This window comes from Alteromonas sp. ABH4_454 (assembly GCF_056311775.1).
This window is the reverse complement of the sequence record NZ_CM149972.1, coordinates 4434535-4453908: the sequence shown is the minus strand read 5'-3', so window position 1 is coordinate 4453908 and position 19374 is coordinate 4434535. Positions and strand designations below refer to the sequence as shown.

At 45.4% G+C, this 19374-nt stretch carries 16 protein-coding genes; 10 read left to right on the top strand and 6 right to left on the bottom strand.

The window, feature by feature from the left end; genetic code table 11:
• Positions 1 to 3: 3 nt before the first annotated feature.
• From ACYX4W_RS19395 to ACYX4W_RS19375, 5 genes are read right to left on the bottom strand one after another with little or no spacing between them, the layout of a single operon-like run.
• Positions 4 to 1839, bottom strand: coding sequence for a leucyl aminopeptidase (locus ACYX4W_RS19395; RefSeq protein ID WP_476074254.1), 1836 nt, complete (start codon positions 1837 to 1839; stop codon positions 4 to 6).
• Positions 1836 to 2618, bottom strand: coding sequence for an ABC transporter permease (locus ACYX4W_RS19390; RefSeq protein ID WP_476075505.1), 783 nt, complete (start codon positions 2616 to 2618; stop codon positions 1836 to 1838). The genes ACYX4W_RS19395 and ACYX4W_RS19390 overlap by 4 nt, the downstream gene beginning before the upstream one ends.
• On the bottom strand, positions 2618 to 3340 hold the full coding sequence (locus ACYX4W_RS19385; RefSeq protein WP_476074253.1) for an ATP-binding cassette domain-containing protein: 723 nt from the start codon (positions 3338 to 3340) through the stop codon (positions 2618 to 2620). Before ACYX4W_RS19385 ends, ACYX4W_RS19390 begins: the two co-directional genes overlap by 1 nt.
• Complete coding sequence (locus ACYX4W_RS19380; RefSeq protein ID WP_476074252.1) at positions 3331 to 4308, bottom strand: PQQ-dependent catabolism-associated beta-propeller protein; 978 nt, start codon at positions 4306 to 4308, stop codon at positions 3331 to 3333. Before ACYX4W_RS19380 ends, ACYX4W_RS19385 begins: the two co-directional genes overlap by 10 nt.
• On the bottom strand, positions 4305 to 5654 hold the full coding sequence (locus ACYX4W_RS19375) for a type 1 periplasmic-binding domain-containing protein (RefSeq protein WP_476074251.1): 1350 nt from the start codon (positions 5652 to 5654) through the stop codon (positions 4305 to 4307). The genes ACYX4W_RS19380 and ACYX4W_RS19375 overlap by 4 nt, the downstream gene beginning before the upstream one ends.
• A gap of 184 nt (positions 5655 to 5838) precedes the next feature.
• Between ACYX4W_RS19375 and ACYX4W_RS19370 the strand changes: the two genes are divergently transcribed.
• From ACYX4W_RS19370 to ACYX4W_RS19355, 4 genes are all read left to right on the top strand, one after another.
• Positions 5839 to 6747 carry a substrate-binding periplasmic protein gene (locus ACYX4W_RS19370; protein WP_476074250.1) on the top strand — a complete coding sequence of 303 codons (909 nt, stop codon included), beginning with the start codon at positions 5839 to 5841 and terminating at the stop codon, positions 6745 to 6747.
• Between the two features lie 300 nt (positions 6748 to 7047).
• Positions 7048 to 8835 carry a PQQ-dependent methanol/ethanol family dehydrogenase gene (locus tag ACYX4W_RS19365; RefSeq protein ID WP_014977357.1) on the top strand — a complete coding sequence of 596 codons (1788 nt, stop codon included), beginning with the start codon at positions 7048 to 7050 and terminating at the stop codon, positions 8833 to 8835.
• A 293-nt stretch (positions 8836 to 9128) separates the two neighbouring features.
• Entirely contained in the window at positions 9129 to 9626 is a 498-nt protein-coding gene (pedF, locus tag ACYX4W_RS19360; RefSeq protein WP_014950662.1) for a cytochrome c-550 PedF, read from the top strand.
• 167 nt (positions 9627 to 9793) lie between these two features.
• Positions 9794 to 11065 carry a beta-propeller fold lactonase family protein gene (locus tag ACYX4W_RS19355; RefSeq protein ID WP_476074249.1) on the top strand — a complete coding sequence of 424 codons (1272 nt, stop codon included), beginning with the start codon at positions 9794 to 9796 and terminating at the stop codon, positions 11063 to 11065.
• A 118-nt stretch (positions 11066 to 11183) separates the two neighbouring features.
• Here ACYX4W_RS19355 and ACYX4W_RS19350 read toward each other — a convergent pair whose 3' ends face one another.
• Complete coding sequence (locus tag ACYX4W_RS19350; RefSeq protein WP_476074248.1) at positions 11184 to 12212, bottom strand: alpha/beta fold hydrolase; 1029 nt, start codon at positions 12210 to 12212, stop codon at positions 11184 to 11186.
• A 667-nt stretch (positions 12213 to 12879) separates the two neighbouring features.
• Here ACYX4W_RS19350 and ACYX4W_RS19345 point away from each other — a divergent pair.
• The 6 genes from ACYX4W_RS19345 to ACYX4W_RS19320 all read left to right on the top strand — a co-directional run bounded on the left by ACYX4W_RS19345 (position 12880) and on the right by ACYX4W_RS19320 (position 19374).
• On the top strand, positions 12880 to 14154 hold the full coding sequence (locus tag ACYX4W_RS19345; RefSeq protein ID WP_476056419.1) for a hypothetical protein: 1275 nt from the start codon (positions 12880 to 12882) through the stop codon (positions 14152 to 14154).
• A 162-nt stretch (positions 14155 to 14316) separates the two neighbouring features.
• Positions 14317 to 15624, top strand: coding sequence for an ABC transporter substrate-binding protein (locus ACYX4W_RS19340; protein ID WP_476074247.1), 1308 nt, complete (start codon positions 14317 to 14319; stop codon positions 15622 to 15624).
• A 67-nt stretch (positions 15625 to 15691) separates the two neighbouring features.
• The gene (locus ACYX4W_RS19335; RefSeq protein WP_071952603.1) at positions 15692 to 16564 is read left to right on the top strand and encodes a carbohydrate ABC transporter permease; all 873 of its coding nucleotides are present in this window, start codon (positions 15692 to 15694) and stop codon (positions 16562 to 16564) included.
• Between the two features lie 3 nt (positions 16565 to 16567).
• Positions 16568 to 17398 (top strand): carbohydrate ABC transporter permease, encoded by an 831-nt coding sequence (locus tag ACYX4W_RS19330; RefSeq protein ID WP_476074246.1) that lies wholly within the window; start codon positions 16568 to 16570, stop codon positions 17396 to 17398.
• A gap of 12 nt (positions 17399 to 17410) precedes the next feature.
• Entirely contained in the window at positions 17411 to 18451 is a 1041-nt protein-coding gene (locus ACYX4W_RS19325) for an ABC transporter ATP-binding protein (RefSeq protein ID WP_476074245.1), read from the top strand.
• 227 nt (positions 18452 to 18678) lie between these two features.
• Positions 18679 to 19374, top strand: coding sequence for an HAD family hydrolase (locus ACYX4W_RS19320; RefSeq protein WP_474854642.1), 696 nt, complete (start codon positions 18679 to 18681; stop codon positions 19372 to 19374).

The window sequence follows — 19374 nt, the reverse complement described above, 5'->3', positions numbered from 1 at the left end:
GATTTATTGATTATTTTTGATTGCGCAGCGGCTTAAGTAAGATAACAGCAAAGGAATAGGGCGGCCGGTCGCCGATAACGATTTGGTGTAGGTAAAAGCGGTTCCTGCTACATCGAGGTGAGCCCACGGGGTGCCGTCAGCAAAGCGAGAGAGAAAGCAGCTTGCCGAAATAGCACCGGGAGAATTTATGCCCGTATTCATCATATCCGCGTGCTGAGAGGTAATGGCGTCTTGATATTCTGGCCACAGTGGGAAAGGCCAGCACCTGTCGTTAGCCTGTTCACCCGCTTCAACTAACGCACTTTCAAGCACTGGAGCGTTGCTAAAAAGCGCAGTGGCTTTGTACCCCAGTGCGCTAATAGCCGCGCCGGTTAGGGTTGCAATATCAATAATAACCGAGGGGGAGAACTGTTTCGCGTAGCTGATTGCATCGGCCATAAGCATACGCCCCTCTGCATCGGTACTCATTACTTCCACGGTTTTTCCTGAGTGCATAGTAATGATGTCACCCGGGCGATAGGCTTTGCCATCAATCGCATTATCGGCGCTCGCCACAATACCAATAATATTTATATTTAACCCCAGCGTGGCAACCGCCTGAATGACGCCCAATACACAGCCAGCGCCTGCCATGTCGTAAATCATATGGCGCATATCAGGGCTGCGTTTTAAGGTTATGCCGCCGCTGTCAAAGGTTACACCTTTGCCAATCAACACTACCGGCGGTGAATTCTCTAAACCTTTGGCTGTGTAGCGAAGAATAGGCATGGTGGCAGCAAACTGTGAACCTGCATTTACCGCTAAATAACCGTTCATACCTAGCTGCTTGAGCGCACTTTCATTGAGGATATCGCAAGAAACCGTATTAAAGGTTTGCGCCAGATGCTGAGCTTGTTCGGCCAGATAATCTGGTGTACATAAGTTGGCTGGCATGTGAGCGAGATCTTTAGCCCAGGTCATCGCGTCATTAAGGGCTGTTTCATAGCGTATAGTGTGTGAGACGAGACGCTTTTGCGCGTTATTAAAATGCTTGGCATCTAATGCAAGATAAAGCGTGCCTCTAATATCAGTTGCTTGGTTAATTGCTTCATTATTTGCATCGTTGTTGTCATTACGAGTTCGACTGTTGGAAACCGGCGTGTTATTCGTCTTATAGCCTTTAAAGGGATAGCCATGCTTAAAATAGCTTCTAAGTAGCGCACTTAGAAACTGTGAGTGGCTCGCAATGGTGTTAACAGGGTCGCTGCTTGCTGTTTCAGTATTAGAATGCGCCATTAACGACAGCTTTTCTAAGGTTACCGACATGCTTTTAAGCTTTTTAAACAATGCATCGAACTGCTGTTCTACGTAGCGAAAAGCTGGCGCGTCATTTTGCTTCAAGTCACTGCTGCTTTTTGAATTAAACGCAGAATTTGAATCGCTAGCGTAGCTTGAGCGGTTAACCATGGAAGGGTCATTAGTTTTAGATAAAGTCGAGGCACGGCTAGAGGCGTTGGGTGCATCTGACGCTTCAAAAAGCGCAAAATCGACACCATAAAACAGCACCCGTTTTACTTCAGCTAATTGTTGGCTAATTTTGTTTTTTCCGCTGTTTTCAGTGTCTGAGATGTAACTTGTTTTAAACGCCTTAAGGCCCTGTACGAATACACATTGGCCTTTATTTCCTGCAAAGCCTTCATCGTCAAAAACCTGCTCAATGTATGTCTTAGCGGGTGTTGAAAAGTGAAATAGTTGGCTCGCCAGCAACGTGGGCGTAGTTAAAATAAGTAAGCAGTCACTATCTTCTAACGTTTGAATTTTATTGCTTTCGTCAGCCCAGATTAGGTTTGTTTTTATCACGAGAAGCGCCCTTTTGAGGCTTTGGGGCGAAAGCTTCTCACAGCGAAAATAAAAGTGATAGCCGTAAGGCAAAGTACAACGGCAAGCGCTTTGTGTTCGAGTTTTTCGTAGAGCGCAAATCGCAGTAATTCTACGCCGCTACTAAAGGGGTTAAAGGCACAAATCTGATACAGCCATTCGCTGGCCTCACGCATTTTCCAAAGAGGGTATAGGGCGCTTGATAGAAAGAACAACGGGAAAATGACAAAATTCATGACACCAGCAAAGTTCTCTAGCTGCTTAATATAGTTTGCCAGTAATAAGCCTAACGAACCTAAAAACAATGACAGTAGCGCAATAACAGGCAACGCATAAACGTATCCCAACGCAGATAGGCGTACATCTAGTAAAAGCGCAAAGGCAAAGAAGATGTACACCTGAATAGCGCTTACCAAGGTGTTGGCTATAAGCTTGCTGCCTAGCAGAAAAGGGCGGGGAACCGGGCTTAACAGCAGTACTTTCATGCTGCCCATTTCTCTGTCGTACACCATGGACAATGAACTTTGCATACTATTAAAAAGCACAATCATGGCGGCAAGCCCAGGTACAATGTACTCTTCGTACAAAATATAACTCTCGTAAGGCTCGGTCATTGAAAGACCCAAGGCCGAACGAAACCCTGCGGCAAAAACAAATAGCCAAAGCAGCGGGCGCACCAATGCACTTAACAGGCGTGTACGTTGCTGCCAGAACTTCAGCATCTCTCGGGTAAGTACGCCCACAAAACAGCGCCAATACATCAGGAGCCTTCCTGCATCAAATGCTGCCAAAGGTGCTCAATATCCTGTTGATGATACTTGGCTAACAAGGCTTCACATTTATCGTGGGCTAACACTCGTCCTTTTGATAAGACTATCAAGTTGTTGTTGTGCTTCACTTCTTCAAATAAATGCGTGGCCCACAGTACACTTACGTTTTGGGAATGGGCGAGCGCTTGTACTACCCGCAAAATAAGATGACGGGATTCTATATCTAAGCCAACGGTAGGCTCGTCTAATAGCAGCAAGGATGGCTTGTGAATAAGGCAGCGAGCTAACTCGACCCGACGTCTGTGCCCGCCATTTAAATTTCGAATTTTTGTGTTGAGCTTGGTCGTAAGGTCGAGCTCGTCGAGCAGGCCTTGAATATGAGACAGCGCGCTAGTGGTACTTATGTCGTGGAGCGAAGCAAAATAGGACAAATTTTGTTTTACCGATAAGTCGATATCTAAAGTACTTTGCTGAAATACCACGCCCATTTTCGCCATAATACTTGTGCGAGATTGAGACAGAGTAGCACTATCAAAGGTAATGCTGCCTTGCGTGAGTTTTTGAAGGCCCGTAATAAGCGCAAATAAGGTACTTTTGCCTGCGCCATTTGGTCCAAGCAGCATGGTTAAGCCTGGTTTTAGGCAAAGGCTTATATTGTCCAGCGCGTTGTGGCTGCCGTACTGATGTGAAACCGCTTGAACCGCTATTTCCATTTAACCGCCACGCCCCAAGGGTATCGCCCCACTTTTACGGTATGCTCTACGTTTAACGAGTGGGTATTGATGACAGAAACATCACCGCTCACACCGTTAGTGGTCAGCAATAAAGACTGATCTTGATTAAACGCTAATTGCCACACTCGTCGCCCAACCAAAATGTAGTCTTCCACTTCGAAGGTATCGGTATTGATGACCGCTATGCGATTCGCAGGACCAAGCGCCACGAAGGCGTAGGGTTTATCTTTCATAAGCACAATACCCACTGGCTGAACCTTGTCGCGATAAACGCCTTTAATGGCAAAGGAAAGGGTCTTCACTTTTTGCTTAGTAGCAGTATCGAAAATACTAACGGTGCCACCTATTTCCGAGCTTACCCAAAGGTACTTGTCATCTTTGGTAAAGTGAGCATCTCTGGGTCTTGCATCAACTAAGTTATTTGCAATATTTTCATGCGTATTGGTATCTATCCAGTGCACCATGTTAGTGGTCTCTGATGTAACGACCATCATGCTGCCGTCGTGACTCACCGCCAGCCCCTCAGGCTCTACGCCTACATCTATCTGAGAAATGACCTGAGCCGTTGGAATGTCGATAACAGTAAGAAGGGCATCGTCTTCATTAGCTGTGTAAATAGTGGTGCCGTTAGGATGTAATGCTATGGTTTCAGGATCTGCACCTGAGGGAAGATCGCCCACTATGGAATGGGTAGACAAATCCATAATTTGAATGCGATCAGCATCAGAGGCACAGATATACGCGTGGGACTGGTCTGCACTTAAAATAAACCCTCGGGGTCGCTCTCCAACCTCGATAGTTTCAATCACATTAAATGTCGTCATATCAATGACAGATAGCGTGTTGTCTTTTTCGTTAGTGACATACGCCTGAGGAAGTGCAAAGGCTTGAGGAAGTGCAAAGGCAGCCATTAAACTGCCAAGCAAGAGTGCAAAGCGATAGCTCATAACTTGTCCTTACAGGTAGTGTGTGTTGCGCCTAATGTGTCCAGTTCGTTGGTTTGGTGCAAAAAGCCTTCAAGGGGCGCATGAGTCACCAATGCGTCTTCGTGGGCCAGCGCAATAGGCTGACGAAATTGGTGGGTGTAGGGGCGAATAGAAAGAGGGCGGCCTTTATAGGCACCCAGCGTGTAGAGCTCGCTAAGCAAGGTTTTAAGTATTCCTTTCTGCGTTAAATCGCTTCCTTGCTGCGCCGCATTTGCCACTGCCATTACCGCAAGATACGCGGCGAAGTCGACTTCATTCATGTGTCTGTTAAACCCATCGTTAAAGCGGCTTTGAAGCTGACGGGCGCCCCATTGTTCGTGGGTAAAATGCCAACCTATTGCTTTTAGGCCGGCAGCGCCTACCACAGGTACGGGATAATAGGTGTTAAAGGGTAGGCTATACGCGAATTGCGCCGCGCTATCGGCGCTAAAAACAGCCTGATAGGTTTCTGTTGTTCGCGTAAATTGAGGAATTTCAGCAAAGGCAGCCCTGCGTAAATCAAAACTGTCCTGCCACTGTTTAGTTTCAACAAGTGAAAGCTTAAATTTTTTAGCGCTGCGTTTAAACGCGGCTAGGTATGCAGCATCGTCAGCGGTTTTTCCGTAAACTGCAAATATCTCGTCAATACGCTTAGTGCGAAACCACTGGGCTAGCGCGTCGGCTTTCATCTGATAGCTGGGGATTGTATGGAACAAGGGCAAGCGACATGAATTTTGTCTCAGCAGATCATCGCTATTCGCTACGTTAAAAAATACGGCATTAGGAAACGTGCTTTGAATAGTGGCAATCAACTGCTCAATTGAGGCAGCCTTTACCTTATCACTGCTTCGCATATCCAGTAGTACAACAGGTGCGATGTTGCCTTGCTGATTGCTGCTTATTTCTATGTAATTTGTGTTAGCACTTGAAGCTGATTGCTGGCGTGTTTTAGCTAAAGAAGCTTGCAGTTCGCCGATAGAAGGCACAATGATTTCAGTTAACTCAAACTGATAACCAAGAAATTTTCCCGTGATATTGGCATCCTTTATCGCCACACTTGCGCCAGCTGTCCCCTCATTGCTGGGGGACTTTAAATAGTCTGGTGTGCCTGGTGGAGATGTGCCCGCAACTTTTATGTAAATGACCACAATAGTGGCAAAAGAGGCCTGTGGTGCAGCTTGTTGAGCCTGTGAAGGATGCGCTTCATTAAACGCGAGCGCGCTGTTTAAAAACGGCAACAGAACGCAGCAAAAAAGTGACGCTATACATTTTTGATAGCGCCTACCGGTTAATCGTCTTTTAACCGTGCTTTTTACACCCTTTGCCATATATCACCCCGAGCTCAGCTGCATGCTTTTGCTGATATCTGTTTGTCTGACATAAGGGTATATGGCAATTTTCCCGAAGAACATCCTCCTAAAGGAGGAATGCTATGGCGCTAAAGTAGCATTAGTAAAATCACGCTAACCCCTTAGTATGCTTAAGAAGTTCGATTGAATAAGTGGGTAAGCTGTGCAGTTAGTTAAACCTTTTCGAGTTATTTTCATTTTACTCTGCCTGATAACGGGTTCTGCGCTTTCTGCGTTCGGGGAAGCGAGATCGTTAGACGATATTAAAGACAGCGGTTTAATTAGAATTGCGGTGTACACCGACTATCCTCCATTTTCATTTATTGAAAACGACAGCCCCACAGGTATTGATATTGATATCGCCTGTGAAATCGCGAGCGCCCTTGATGTTGAGCTAGAACTGATATGGATGACACCAGGTGAAACGACAGAGGACGATTTCAGAAATTACCTATGGAAGGGCCATATAATTCATCGCATTAAGGCTGATGTGATGATGCGCGCGCCTTACGACCCAAGCTTTTCTCAAAAACGTGACGACGTGGGCTTGTTGGTTAATGAGTTTGTTCATATGTTTGCCCCCTATCAGCGTGAAAGCTGGCAAATCATTCACAACACGCAAACCTTGCCCGAAGTGGAAACCATGGGCATGTTTCAGTATCACACGATTGGTGCGGAAATAGACAGCATTCCCCACTTTTACTTAACGTCAGCGTTTGGCGGCCGATTGCGAGAAAAAACATCGCACTATGGCTCAAACGCAGAAGCGTTTGACGCGATGAAAGCGGGAACCGTCGAAGCGGTAATGGGATTGCGCTCGCAAATATCCTACCTCAGTCAGTTTGTTGATAATGAGCAATATCGCCTTGCAAGCAACGCGTTTCCGCTTATTGGAAAGCAAAAGTGGGATATAGGACTTGCTGTTCATACTAATTATCGCGCGCTAGGCTATGAAATTGGTGATGTAATTACGCGAATGGTGGTCGAGGGCGATATGCAACGGTTATTTGAGAAATACAAAACCATTTATGAGGTGCCGCCCTATTTTACGGGGCAAGAGCGTTCAGAATAAGATAATTCAGTATAAAAGCATCTGACCAATAGCATTCAGCGCGATAGTACTTTAGGCAATAACTCTATGACCAACCGCCTTCTTACCTCTAGCGCCGTCATCAGTCACGCATTACTTTAAAAAGACGTGAAAGCGTAAAGGCGTTAATCAAAAGGGAAAATAGCCCTTCATTCCTCCTCCTAAAGGAGGAGTCAAATCACTCCGCTGTTGCATAGGCATCGACATCCCCCCTAGCTATGCTAATCCTAACGAATAGTCTGAAACAGACCATTTATGGCCTACATGCAACTAGGAACCGTTATGAATAATAATATGCCAATTAAAAAACTTGCCCTATCTATGCTGGTTTGTGCAAGTGCGTTAACTCCTGTCCATGCTGTTGTCACCGACAAAGATATTCAAAATGACCACGTTACCACTGACGACGTAGTGACGTATGGAATGGGCTTGAAAGCTCAGCGCTATAGCCCGCTAACCGCCATTAACCGCGATACAGTAGAAGAAGTACGTCCTGTGTGGGCGTTCTCATTAGGTGGTGAAAAGCAGCGGGGTCAAGAATCGCAGCCTCTGGTAAAAGATGGTGTGATGTATGTAACCGGATCTTACTCTCGTGTGTGGGCCATCGATGCGAGAACTGGTGAAGAATTATGGCAATATGAGGCGCGTTTGCCCGACGGCATTATGCCTTGCTGTGACGTTATAAACCGTGGCGTTGCGCTTTACGATAACCTGGTCATATTTGGCACCTTGGACGCCAAGCTAGTAGCACTGGATAAAGACACGGGCAAAACCGTTTGGAAGAAAAAAGTTGAAGACTACCGAGCGGGCTACGCCATTACTGCAGCGCCTATTGTTGTTGACGGAAAAGTCATTACAGGCATCTCCGGTGGTGAATTCGGTATCGTCGGTAAAGTGTATGCTTACGACGCGAAGTCTGGCAAACAGCTATGGGTTAGACCTACCGTTGAAGGGCACATGGGGTACTTATGGAAAGACGGTAAGAAAACCGAAAATGGAATTTCAGGCGGCGCGCCAGGCAAAACATGGCCTGCTGATTTATGGAAAACCGGTGGTGCAGCAACCTGGCTAGGCGGCACTTACGACTCAGATACAGGTTTGCTATTCTTCGGTACGGGTAACCCTGCACCGTGGAACTCTCACCTACGTCCGGGCGATAACTACTTCTCGTCGTCGCGCTTAGCTATCGACCCTAATACAGGAAAAATTGTTTGGCACTTCCAAACCACACCACACGATGGCTGGGACTTCGATGGCGTAAACGAGCTTATCTCGTTTGACTACCAGGAAAATGGCAAGACAGTGAAAGCGGCGGCAACCGCCGACAGAAATGGCTTTTTCTACGTCCTTAACCGCGAAAACGGTGACTTCATTCGCGGCTTCCCGTTCGTTGATAAATTGAACTGGGCAAAGGGGCTAGATGAAAAAGGTCGACCTATCTACATTGAAGAAAATCGCCCAGGAAGCCCAGCGCAATCAGCTGATGGTAAACAAGGCGCACAGGTTGTCGCTCGCCCTGCGTTCTTAGGCGGTAAAAACTGGATGCCAATGGCCTATTCAAAGGATACTGAACTCTTTTATGTGCCTTCAAACGAATGGGAAATGGATATCTGGAACGAGCCAACCTCTTACAAGAAAGGTGCAGCGTACCTTGGTGCGGGCTTCACCATCAAATCAGTGAATGAGGACTTTATCGGCGTACTTAAAGCGATTGACCCTAAAACAGGTAAAACCGTTTGGCGCTATAACAACTTCTCTCCACTTTGGGGCGGCGTGTTAACCACAGGTGGTGGTTTGGTTTGGACCGGTAACCCTGAAGGTTATCTGATGGCCTTTGACGACAAAACCGGCGAAATGGTTTACAAGTTTCAAACTGGCTCAGGTATTGTTGGCTCTCCAGTGACATGGGAAATGGATGGTGAGCAGTACATCTCTGTACTATCAGGATGGGGCGGCGCAGTGCCATTATGGGGCGGTGAAGTTGCAAAACGCGTGAAGCACTTCAACCAAGGCGGCACAGTGTGGACGTTTAAATTGCCCAAGCGCTATCAGCAGGTGGCAAAAAACTAATCTTAGCTGAGCAGTAAATAGTGATTAATACATGGCCAGCGCCTACGTGCGCTGGCCTTTTTTCATCACCTATTCATTAACCTGTTGCAAGGTAAGTCTTTATCATTCTTATGGACGTTATTTCGACTCTGACTTTAGCTCTGACGTTGAAGCAGCTACGGTAAAGCTTGCGCTTTCAGAGGCTATCATTGTGGACTCCTACCAAAGGAGGAGCCTTTCAAAACCAAAGTAGAGTTACCCCTTATTTCCTCGTACGTATACTTGATTCATAGTCTTTTGAGGATGTATGAATTATGAAAACAAAAATATCGATGTTGTTTGCGGCACTCGTGGTAACTGGCTTGTCTGGCCACGTGCTTGCACATGGAAATGTTATCCCTCAAGGAGCAGATAGCTCAGCTATGCCGCCAATCACTGATGGCGATGAGTCTGAAAATGGCTGGGTGTTTGAAAACCCATATCGAAGCCTTGATGAAGAAACCAAAACGAAGGTCATCAAGTTTGGTGAGTCAGCTTATGCAAATAACTGTGCGGGTTGTCACGGCCTGCACGCGCAGTCTGGCGGAATAAACCCAGACCTTCGTGAACTCGACCCAGAAAGCTTTGAAGACGACGAATGGTTCGTTGAGCGCTTGCGTTTTGGCTCGGCTAAAGGCATGCCCGCACTTGGCGGTATTCCTGAAGGTCAAACCGATCCTATCCTAGATCAAGAAACACTTTGGGCTATTAAAACCTACGTTGAAGCACGTCGCGTTGTCGCTATTGAAGAGGGTGAGATAGAAGCAGATTAAGGTGACTGCTACACCTTTTTCGCCGGGTTAACGTCGAGTTGCCCGGCGCTTTTCGTTTTAGCGTGATTTTTGTACAGCTTGGCTGTTTCTATTGCAATAGTGTCGGTAACTTAGCAGCATGGTGTTTGTGTTTACCGTTTAAAATGCTCTCTTCAATTGGAAACCTAATGACCACGTCAATTGCTCGCTCTTTTTGTGTCATCACGTTAATCACTTCTCCTATGTTGTGGAGTTCGTCCTATGCCAAAGCGACACAAGTCGCGTCTCCATCAGATGGGATCGAAACAGTAAAAAGCGCTTCGTTATTAGAAAATAAAACACCGCTTATCCCTATGACAACCTATCCGTTAGATAACAAGCCTATGCCGCAATTTAGCGTTGATGCAAGTTGGCCATCGTTGCCAGAAACCTGGACGTTAGGGCAGGTGTCGGGTCTTTCTATCGATAAATATGATCACGTGTGGATATTGCAGCGTCCCAACTCTCTGGGTAAAACCGATACAGGGCTTGTTGCAACACCTCCCACCGCGGTGTGTTGTGAACCAGCACCCCATGTTATTCGTTTTACGCCCGATGGCGAGGTAGCTACAGCATGGGGCGGTGAAAACAATGCGCCTACGATTGACGGTGTAAACCAATGGCCGGTAAACGTACACGGGCTGTATGTTGATGAGAATGACACGGTTTGGTTAGCTGGCAACGGCAAAGATGACCATGTGTCTGTGGGTTTTACTTTTGATGGCGAGTTTGTGAAAGGCATAGGTAGGCGAGGGCAGACCAACGGCAATATGGACCTGCATACTTTGGGTAACCCCGCAGATATGTTCATGGACAGTACACACAACGAGTTAGTGATTGCAGATGGCTATATTAATGCGCGCATTGCAAGTTTTGATGTTGAGAAAGAGAAGGCCACTCACGTGCTTGGTGCTTATGGAGAAAAGCCATTAGGGCCCACTCGCGAAGGAGATTTCGATCAGTCCCAAGCTACTCAGCCGCAAAAACAGGGAATAGACCCGGAAAATCCTTTGTTTGGGAATATCGTGCATTGTATAAATCAAGACAGCGACGGGTTTATCTATGTTTGCGATCGTCGAAACAACCGCCTTCAAATATTTAAACGGGAAAAAAGCGGAGATATCCGCTTTGTAAAAAACTTTGCCGTACGACCTGAAACCGGCGGTCTAGGTACTGCAACTGACGTGGTATTTTCACCAGATGGAAAATACTTGTACGTAGCCGATATGATGAACGGGCGTATTTGGATTTACGATAGAAAGTCTCATGAAAAGCTAGGTTCGATAGGTAAAAACGGTCGCTATCCAGGCCAATTTATATGGCTACACAGTATTGATACCGATAGCGAAGGAAACCTATATACCACCGAAGTTAATACGGGTAGACGAGTTCAAAAGCTGGTATTTCAGGGCGTGAAATAACGCCCTTGTATGACGGTCATGACCGTTTTCGGATTTGGGCGTAAAGGCAAAGAAAAATACCTAAACGCGCCCCAGAAATTTACCATCGGTTTTTTAAAAAGTAATAACTACGCAGAAATTAGTCATGCAATGCGTTTAAAAATGGCACCTTAAATCGCTCAAAAGCTTCAATGTGAGGCAAGTGGCCTAACCCTTCTAATTCAATAACATGGATGTTTGAATTACGCGCTTTTACTTCATTGCCTAATTTGTCGTAACGACCTAATTCTCTACTTACGTTGTCATGTTTATTCGCACGTCCGGGCGCAGTGCGATCGCGGGTACCTAATATTAGTGTGGTTGGCAGAGTTAAATCATCAAACTCTTCAATAACCGGCTGCGTAAATATCATATCGTAGGTCAGCGCATTAACGCGCGCTAGCGTTTGCCAGTCTGGGCCGTTAATCCACCCTTGCAAAAAATCGGCATGCTCGGCATATGTGTTGTTCCAAGTACCATCGTAATAGTTTTTTGTTTGATAATTAACGATCATCTCTGGCGTTTTCTTAAGCTCGTTTTGATACACCTTTTCTATATCGGTGTAACTTTCATATAGAAGATAATTTTCTAGACCAATTGGGTTTATTAATATCAGCTCTTCGCTTTTGTCGGGGGAAAGCAATGCAAATCGCGTAGCCAACATACCGCCCATGGAGTGCCCAACGATAATACTTTTTTCGATATTTAAAGACTGCATTAGTTGTCGCGTATTGTTCGCAAGCGTGGCAAAACTGTATTGATATTGTGTAGGTTTAGACGATTTTCCAAAGCCTATTTGGTCGGGTATAAGCACACCATAGCCCTGACTTTGCAGAAGGCGAGCTGTACTTTCCCAATAAGAGCCGTTGAAATTTTTGCCGTGAAAAAGTGTTACAACCGGCTTGTCTTTTTTAGGGGGCAAAAACATATAAGCCATTTCAAGATCGATCCCCTGTGAAGAGAAGCTAAACATTTTTACATCGAATGGATATTCCACCGTGCTTAAGCGTTTATCAAATGCGGGGCGGGCTAGCGAATTGGCGTCGGTTCCCAGTGCAAGAGAGACTTGTGAAAAGAGTAGCAATGACAGCATGCCATGAATTAGCAATACCTTTACATTTTTGAGCATAAATCACCTTCTGGCCGGATCAAAAGCGGAACGAGCCCAGTATGGCATACCCGCTTTTATCTACCCACTCATCCTCGCCTAGATACGACAACAGTACAAAATTTAGCGATGCTTCCCGATAATCTCAATATGGCGCAAATGCTCTTGCTGTGTTCTTTTGATTATCCTTTCTTTATTTGTTCATTATTTGTAATCAAAAATAACCCTTTTGATAGCCTTTAAAGGTAAGGGTGTGTAAAAAGTGATTTTACTTTTTATTAAGTTTTGAAAATTTACAATTAAAATTAATAATTTAAAGCTCTTTATTATCAATCGCTTGCAATGTTTGTGCTATGCATTGATAAAAACTTGTTAATTTTTTGGTTGACGGGGATAACAAATGGTGGTCATATTCCCACGTGTTGAGCATTTGATCTTTATGTGAGCATTTGGGTTTTAGTGATGTTTATCCCGATTTCTCCAAGATACGAAGACTCTTCAAAAATTACACTCCACACAATTACGAAAGAATAATAGAGGGTTCACAATGGGACTAGATTCAACGAAACACGTGACGCAATCAACTAAGTGCGCTAAACGCGCATCTTTAAGTCTGATCGCTGCCGCTGTATTGGCGGCCACCGTGCCAACATTAGGTATGGCGCAAGAGCTAAGCCAAGAAAAGCCGATGTACGTACCACCTAGTGAACCCAATGAATTTCTTGATGGACGAGTGCAAGTTAACTTCTTAGCTATGCAGAACTACCAAGCTATCCAAGCCAAAGATGGTGCGTTTCGCCCAGAAGATGAAACTCAGTCTGACGGATTCGGACGCCTTCGCGTTAACTTAATGTTTAAGTTCAAAATTACCGAAAACATAACTGCCGATATTGATATCGCTGAAGAGCCTAATGACTTTGGTAATAATGGCGACAGAGACTTCTCATTCCACCAAGATTTTGCCGGCGTTGAGTTTGATATGTTTGGACTGACTGGCTATGAAAAAGAGAACGCTAGCCTTATTCTGCGTGTGGGCAACATAGGTGCCTCTCCTTTCCAGTTTAAAGGTTTCCAAGACGGTGCGGACAACCAAGGTAACGCACTTATCGGTAACGGCATTAACGACTACGCCACTGCCGAAAACGGTATTCAGCTAAGCTACACCGAAACCTTCGATAGCGGCATTCTTCGCTCATACAATGTGGCTGGTCACATGACTACGTCAAGCTTTGGTGAAGCTTTTCAGGAAGATCGCGGCTACAACTACCGTTTGCAAGGTACCTTGGAATTTGAAGGTGGCTTTAAAGCCGGTCTTAACTTCTTCAATGCTAATCAAGGCGAGCAACTTGTATTCGAAAACGGTCTTGCCAGCTTAGATGGCGTTACCACTACCAACTATCGTTTTGGTGACGGTGAAAACTATAACTTTTCTGCGTCTGCTTCTAGTGAACGTGATACTCACGTAGGTGCACTACCAGGGCTTAATCAATCAATTATGCAGCTTAACTTGGCGTATCAGCCAAGTGACCAAACCAGCGTTATTTTAATGTTAGGTAAAGCAACTGATGATTATACCTTTGCAGACGTAGAAGGTAATGCTGTTGCAGGTATCACTTACTTCGGTAATGAAGGCGTGTTAGACCCAACAGGTACTACGTTCGATTCTAACCAAGTAATTGAGGCTGATTCGTCAGTTGAATACTGGGTAGTAGAAGCGCAGCAGTACATTATTCCAGAGAAGCTCTATGTTGCTGCACGTTATGCAGAATCTGAAAATACGTCAGACCTTATTGAACAAACAGACAACGACGTAACGCGTCTACAGGTATCAGCGGGATATTGGATCAACGACCGTACTCTTTGGAAAGTGGAATATGTAGACCAAGACGAAGGCGTTAACTCTGGTGGCCAGATTGGCGCAGGTTTCGACGGTCTAACGTCTGAAATTTCAGTTAAGTTTTAATCGCTAACCACGTTTTAACACAAAAGGTTAGGCACTGAGTTGCTTCGCTGCCTAACCACCTAACTTACTTTAATACCTCTGATTTTCTTATCCCCGCATTAACCAAATTTGGGCGGGGAGGGGAAAGTCATATCTGATAAGAGTACAAAGGGGAGAGACCCGATGTTAAAAAAACTATCTTTAATTGTAGCCAGCGCACTAACCATTAATTCGGCGGCGCAAGCAGAAACTATCACTATTGCTACCGTAAATAATGGCGACATGATCACCATGAAGTCGCTTAGCAGCGAGTTTGAAAAGCAGCATCCTGATATCGACCTCAAATGGGTAACGTTAGAAGAAAACATTCTTCGTCAGCGCGTAACTACCGACGTTGCTACTAGCGGTGGGCAGTACGATGTAATGACAATTGGCACTTATGAAGTACCAATTTGGGGCAAGCAAGGCTGGCTTACTGAACTTAACGGGCTAGGTGACGATTACGATATTGACGACTTGTTACCTGCCATTCGCAGTGGCCTTTCCGTAAACGACAAGCTTTATGCTGCACCGTTTTATGGTGAAAGTTCAATGGTGATGTACCGCACTGACCTAATGGAAAAAGCGGGCTTAGAAATGCCAAAAGCGCCAACGTGGAGCTTTATCAAAGAAGCTGCTGCAGCAATGACAGATAAAGACGCCGGGGTATACGGTATGTGTCTGCGCGGGAAAGCCGGATGGGGCGAAAACATTGCGCTATTAACGTCAATGTCTAACTCTTTTGGTGCTCGCTGGTTTGACGAAAACTGGAAGCCGCAGTTCGACTCTAAAGCGTGGAAAGACACTTTAGAGTACTACGTAGATGTGATGGAAAAATACGGTCCTCCAGGTTCTTCAGCCAATGGTTTTAACGAAAACTTAGCACTGTTCCAAACCGGTAAATGCGGCATGTGGATTGACGCTACCGTAGCGGGTGGCTTTGTTACTAATGAAAAAGACTCTGAAGTTGCCGACAAAGTAGGTTTCGCGCTTGCTCCTGATAACGGTCTAGGTAAACGTGGTAATTGGCTATGGGCTTGGACTTTAGCTATTCCATCAAGTAGTAAGAAAACCGATGCGGCAATGAAGTTCATCAGTTGGGCAACATCAAAGGGTTATTCAAACTTAGTTGCAGATAAAAAAGGGTGGGCGAATGTACCTCCGGGCACACGTACCTCACTTTACGAAAATGACGCTTATCTAGAAGCCGCGCCATTTGCGCAAATAACCCTAGATTCTATTAATTCAGCAGACCCGAAAAAACCAACAGTAGAGCCTGTGCCTTACGTAGGTATTCAGTTTGTCGCAATCCCTGAGTTCCAAGGTATTGGTACCGCAGTAGGTCAGCAGTTTAGCGCCGCACTAACCGGCCGAATGACGGTAGACCAAGCACTGCAAAGCTCACAGCGTTTAGTTGAACGCGCTATGCGCAAAGCGCGCTACCCGAAATAAACAGCGTTAACCACAGGGGAAGTGCTTTATTGCACTTTCCCATTTAATAATTATAAGAGGGCTAGTCATGGCGACCACACAATCTCGTACTTTAGCCAAAATCATGCTTTTTCCTTCGGTCTCTTTGCTTTTAGCATGGATGATCGTGCCTTTATGCATGACCCTTTATTTCTCGGTTTTAGACTACAACTTGCTGATGCCGGGCGATAACGAATTTATCGGCTTTCTCAACTACGAGTTCTTTTTAACTGATCCCGCATTTATTGAGTCATTTTTTAACACCCTATTGCTAGTAGGCGGTGTGTTGTTTATTACCATTTGCGGCGGAATTGGCTTAGCGGTGTTATTAGACCAGGCAATATGGGGACGAAACTACGTACGTATTATGGTGCTAGCGCCATTTTTCGTTATGCCTACGGTATCTGCGCTGGTATGGAAAAACATGTTTATGAACCCAGTGAATGGACTGTTTGCCCACTTCGCTGAGTTTATTGGCGTAACGCCTATCGACTTTTTTGCGGAACTGCCTTTACTGTCAATCATCATCATTGTGTCGTGGCAGTGGCTACCGTTTGCTGCACTGATTTTACTTACGGCTATTCAATCGCTTGACCGTGAGCAGCTAGAAGCGGCAGATCTTGACGGTGCAGGCCCGTGGAGCAAGTTCGTTTATATTGTGTTGCCTCACCTTTCTCGTGCGGTCACGGCAGTAATTCTAATTGAAACGATCTTCTTACTGTCGATTTTCGCTGAAATCCTAGTAACGACCAGCGGTGGTCCTGGATATTCATCGACCAACATTACTTACCTTATTTATACCCAATCGCTTTTGCAGTTTGATGTAGGCGGTGGTTCGGCAGGCGGCATCGTGGCAGTGGTTATTGCCAACATAGTCGCTATTTTCCTAATGCGCCTAATTGGCAAGAACTTAGAGGGATAAGTAATGGCGATTAAAGATACGAATAAATCAAAACTTATCTACACCCTTGCGGCGTGGACAGTAAGCGGGATGATTTTCTTCCCCATTCTTTGGACAATTATTACAAGCTTCAAAACAGAGTCAGAGGCCATTTCTGCTTCGCCTAGTTTGTTTATGTTCGATTGGACCTTAGAGAACTATGCAGAGGTGCTTTCTCGCTCTTCTTATTTCGACCATTTTATGAACTCGGTTGTGATTTCGCTTGGGGCTAGCCTCCTTGGGTTGCTTATTGCTATTCCAGCTGCTTGGTCCATGGCGTTTGTGCAAACTAAGCGCACAAAGAACCTACTTATGTGGATGCTTTCTACCAAGATGCTTCCACCGGTAGGCGTGTTAATTCCTATTTACCTGCTATTTCGCGATTTTGGATTATTAGATACACGTATTGGTTTGGTCATTGTAATGACGCTTATCAACCTGCCTATCATGGTGTGGATGCTTTATACCTATTTTAGAGAAATCCCTAATGAAATATTAGAAGCGGCACGCATGGATGGCGCTGGAATAAAGCAAGAGATCTTCCAAGTGCTGCTGCCGATAGCGCTGCCAGGCATCGCATCAACATTACTGTTGAACGTTATCTTGGCGTGGAATGAGGCATTTTGGACACTCATTCTTACAGCAGCTAACGCAGCGCCCCTCACCGCGTTTATTGCCAGTTACTCAAGTCCAGAGGGTTTATTTTACGCAAAATTATCAGCCGCCTCAGTAATGGCCGTAGTGCCCATTCTTATTCTTGGTTGGTTTAGTCAGAAACAGTTAGTGCGCGGCTTAAGCTTCGGCGCAGTTAAATAGGAGAGCTTCAAAATGGGAAGTATTACCTTAAAACAAGTAACAAAGAGCTTCGGCGACGTTAACGTGATTAAGCCGCTGGATTTAGAAATTCGAGATGGTGAATTCATTGTGTTTGTTGGGCCGTCGGGTTGCGGCAAGTCAACTTTACTGCGTATGATTGCCGGCCTTGAAGATACCACAAGTGGTACTATCGAAATCGATAATCAAGACGCGACAGACATGCCACCCGCCCAGCGTGGTTTAGCAATGGTGTTTCAGTCTTACGCCCTTTACCCTCATATGTCGGTAAGAAACAACATAGCGTTTCCGCTAAAACAAGCGAAAGTAGAGCCTGCAATTATTGAACAGAAAATTGAAAAAGCGGCGAAAATGCTAAACCTTACCGATTACCTTGACCGTAAACCGGGTCAGCTGTCGGGCGGACAGCGCCAGCGCGTTGCTATCGGACGTGCTATAGTACGCCAGCCTTCAGCGTTCTTGTTTGATGAGCCGCTGTCGAACTTAGATGCATCACTTCGCGTTAATATGCGCCTAGAAATATCTGAACTTCATAAAAGCTTAGATACCACCATGATTTATGTTACTCACGATCAAGTTGAAGCCATGACCATGGCCGACCGTATTGCGGTATTTAATGGCGGTATTATTGAACAAGTGGGTACGCCTTTAGAGCTTTATCAAAAGCCAGTAAATCAATTCGTGGCAGGCTTTATCGGTTCGCCAAAAATGAACTTTATAAGCGTTGATGCAAAAGCGGGCGACCCAACGTGCAGCTTGGGCGTGCGCCCAGAGCACTTCAGAATTACCGAAGAAAAAGGGCTGTGGACTGGTAGAGTTGGCGTGATTGAGCACTTAGGGTCTGAAACCTTTTTGCATGTTCATGTTGACGGTGCCGGTACATTAACAGTGAAAGCTGATGGGGATTGTAAAGTGGCTTACGGAGACACAATTAACCTAACGGCTGCCGAGGAAAAAATTATGCACTTCGACAAAGATGGCGTAACCATCCCCGAGTTGTCTTGGGGAGAAAAAACGTCGTCTTCTGCGGCTTAGTTGCATTGTTGACGCGTTGAACACAAGGTATCAATGAGCGCATAGCAAGTACACTATTAGGTTCTCAACATTAGTTAATAGTGTACTTCTTTGCCGTTAGGACATTAGCGCTCACCGGAAAGACAGAACATAGATAGCATGTTTTAAACCAAGATTTAGTCAGTAACCGTAGCAAGGTATGGAAGGCATATCTGGCAAACAACGGGCAAAATAAGCAAGGAATTATTATGGAGCAGAAAAAGCCAACAGCACTTAACACCGATATCGAGTTGGTTATTTTCGACTGTGATGGCGTACTTATTGACAGTGAAATTTTGTGTAAACGCGTGCTTATTTCTATGCTTTACGACCTTGGCGTTAGAATAGATGGTGATTACTTCGATAGGCACTTTTTAGGCAAGAGTTATGAGTCTGCAAAAGCGCAGATAGCCGAAGACTTTAACATCAACCTACCCGTGGCTTTTAAGGACGATTATCTAACTGCACTATTGGCTGTGTTTGCCGAAGAACTTATCCCCACACCTGGCTTAGAGGCTATTTTACAGCGTCTTTTGGTTAGAAAATGTATTGCGACCAGTAGTCATCCTGAACGAGTCACCTTTTCTTTAAAAACGACGGCATTAGACAGTATTTTTAATGGCGATGTAACCACAAGTGCTGAAGTTACAAGAGGGAAACCTGCGCCTGATATTTTTCTGTTGGCGGCAGAAAAGATGGGCGTATTACCTGAAAAATGCCTAGTTATAGAAGATTCTGATGCAGGCATTAAGGGTGCGTTAAGTGCCGGAATGTCGGTAGTGAAATACACGGGGGCGAGTCATATTGAAGGGGGAGTATCGAGTGCATTTGAAGGCGTACCGGTGATCGAGCACTGGCGCGAGCTCCCTGATCTTTATCCAACGCTGTTTGAATCATCTAACTAA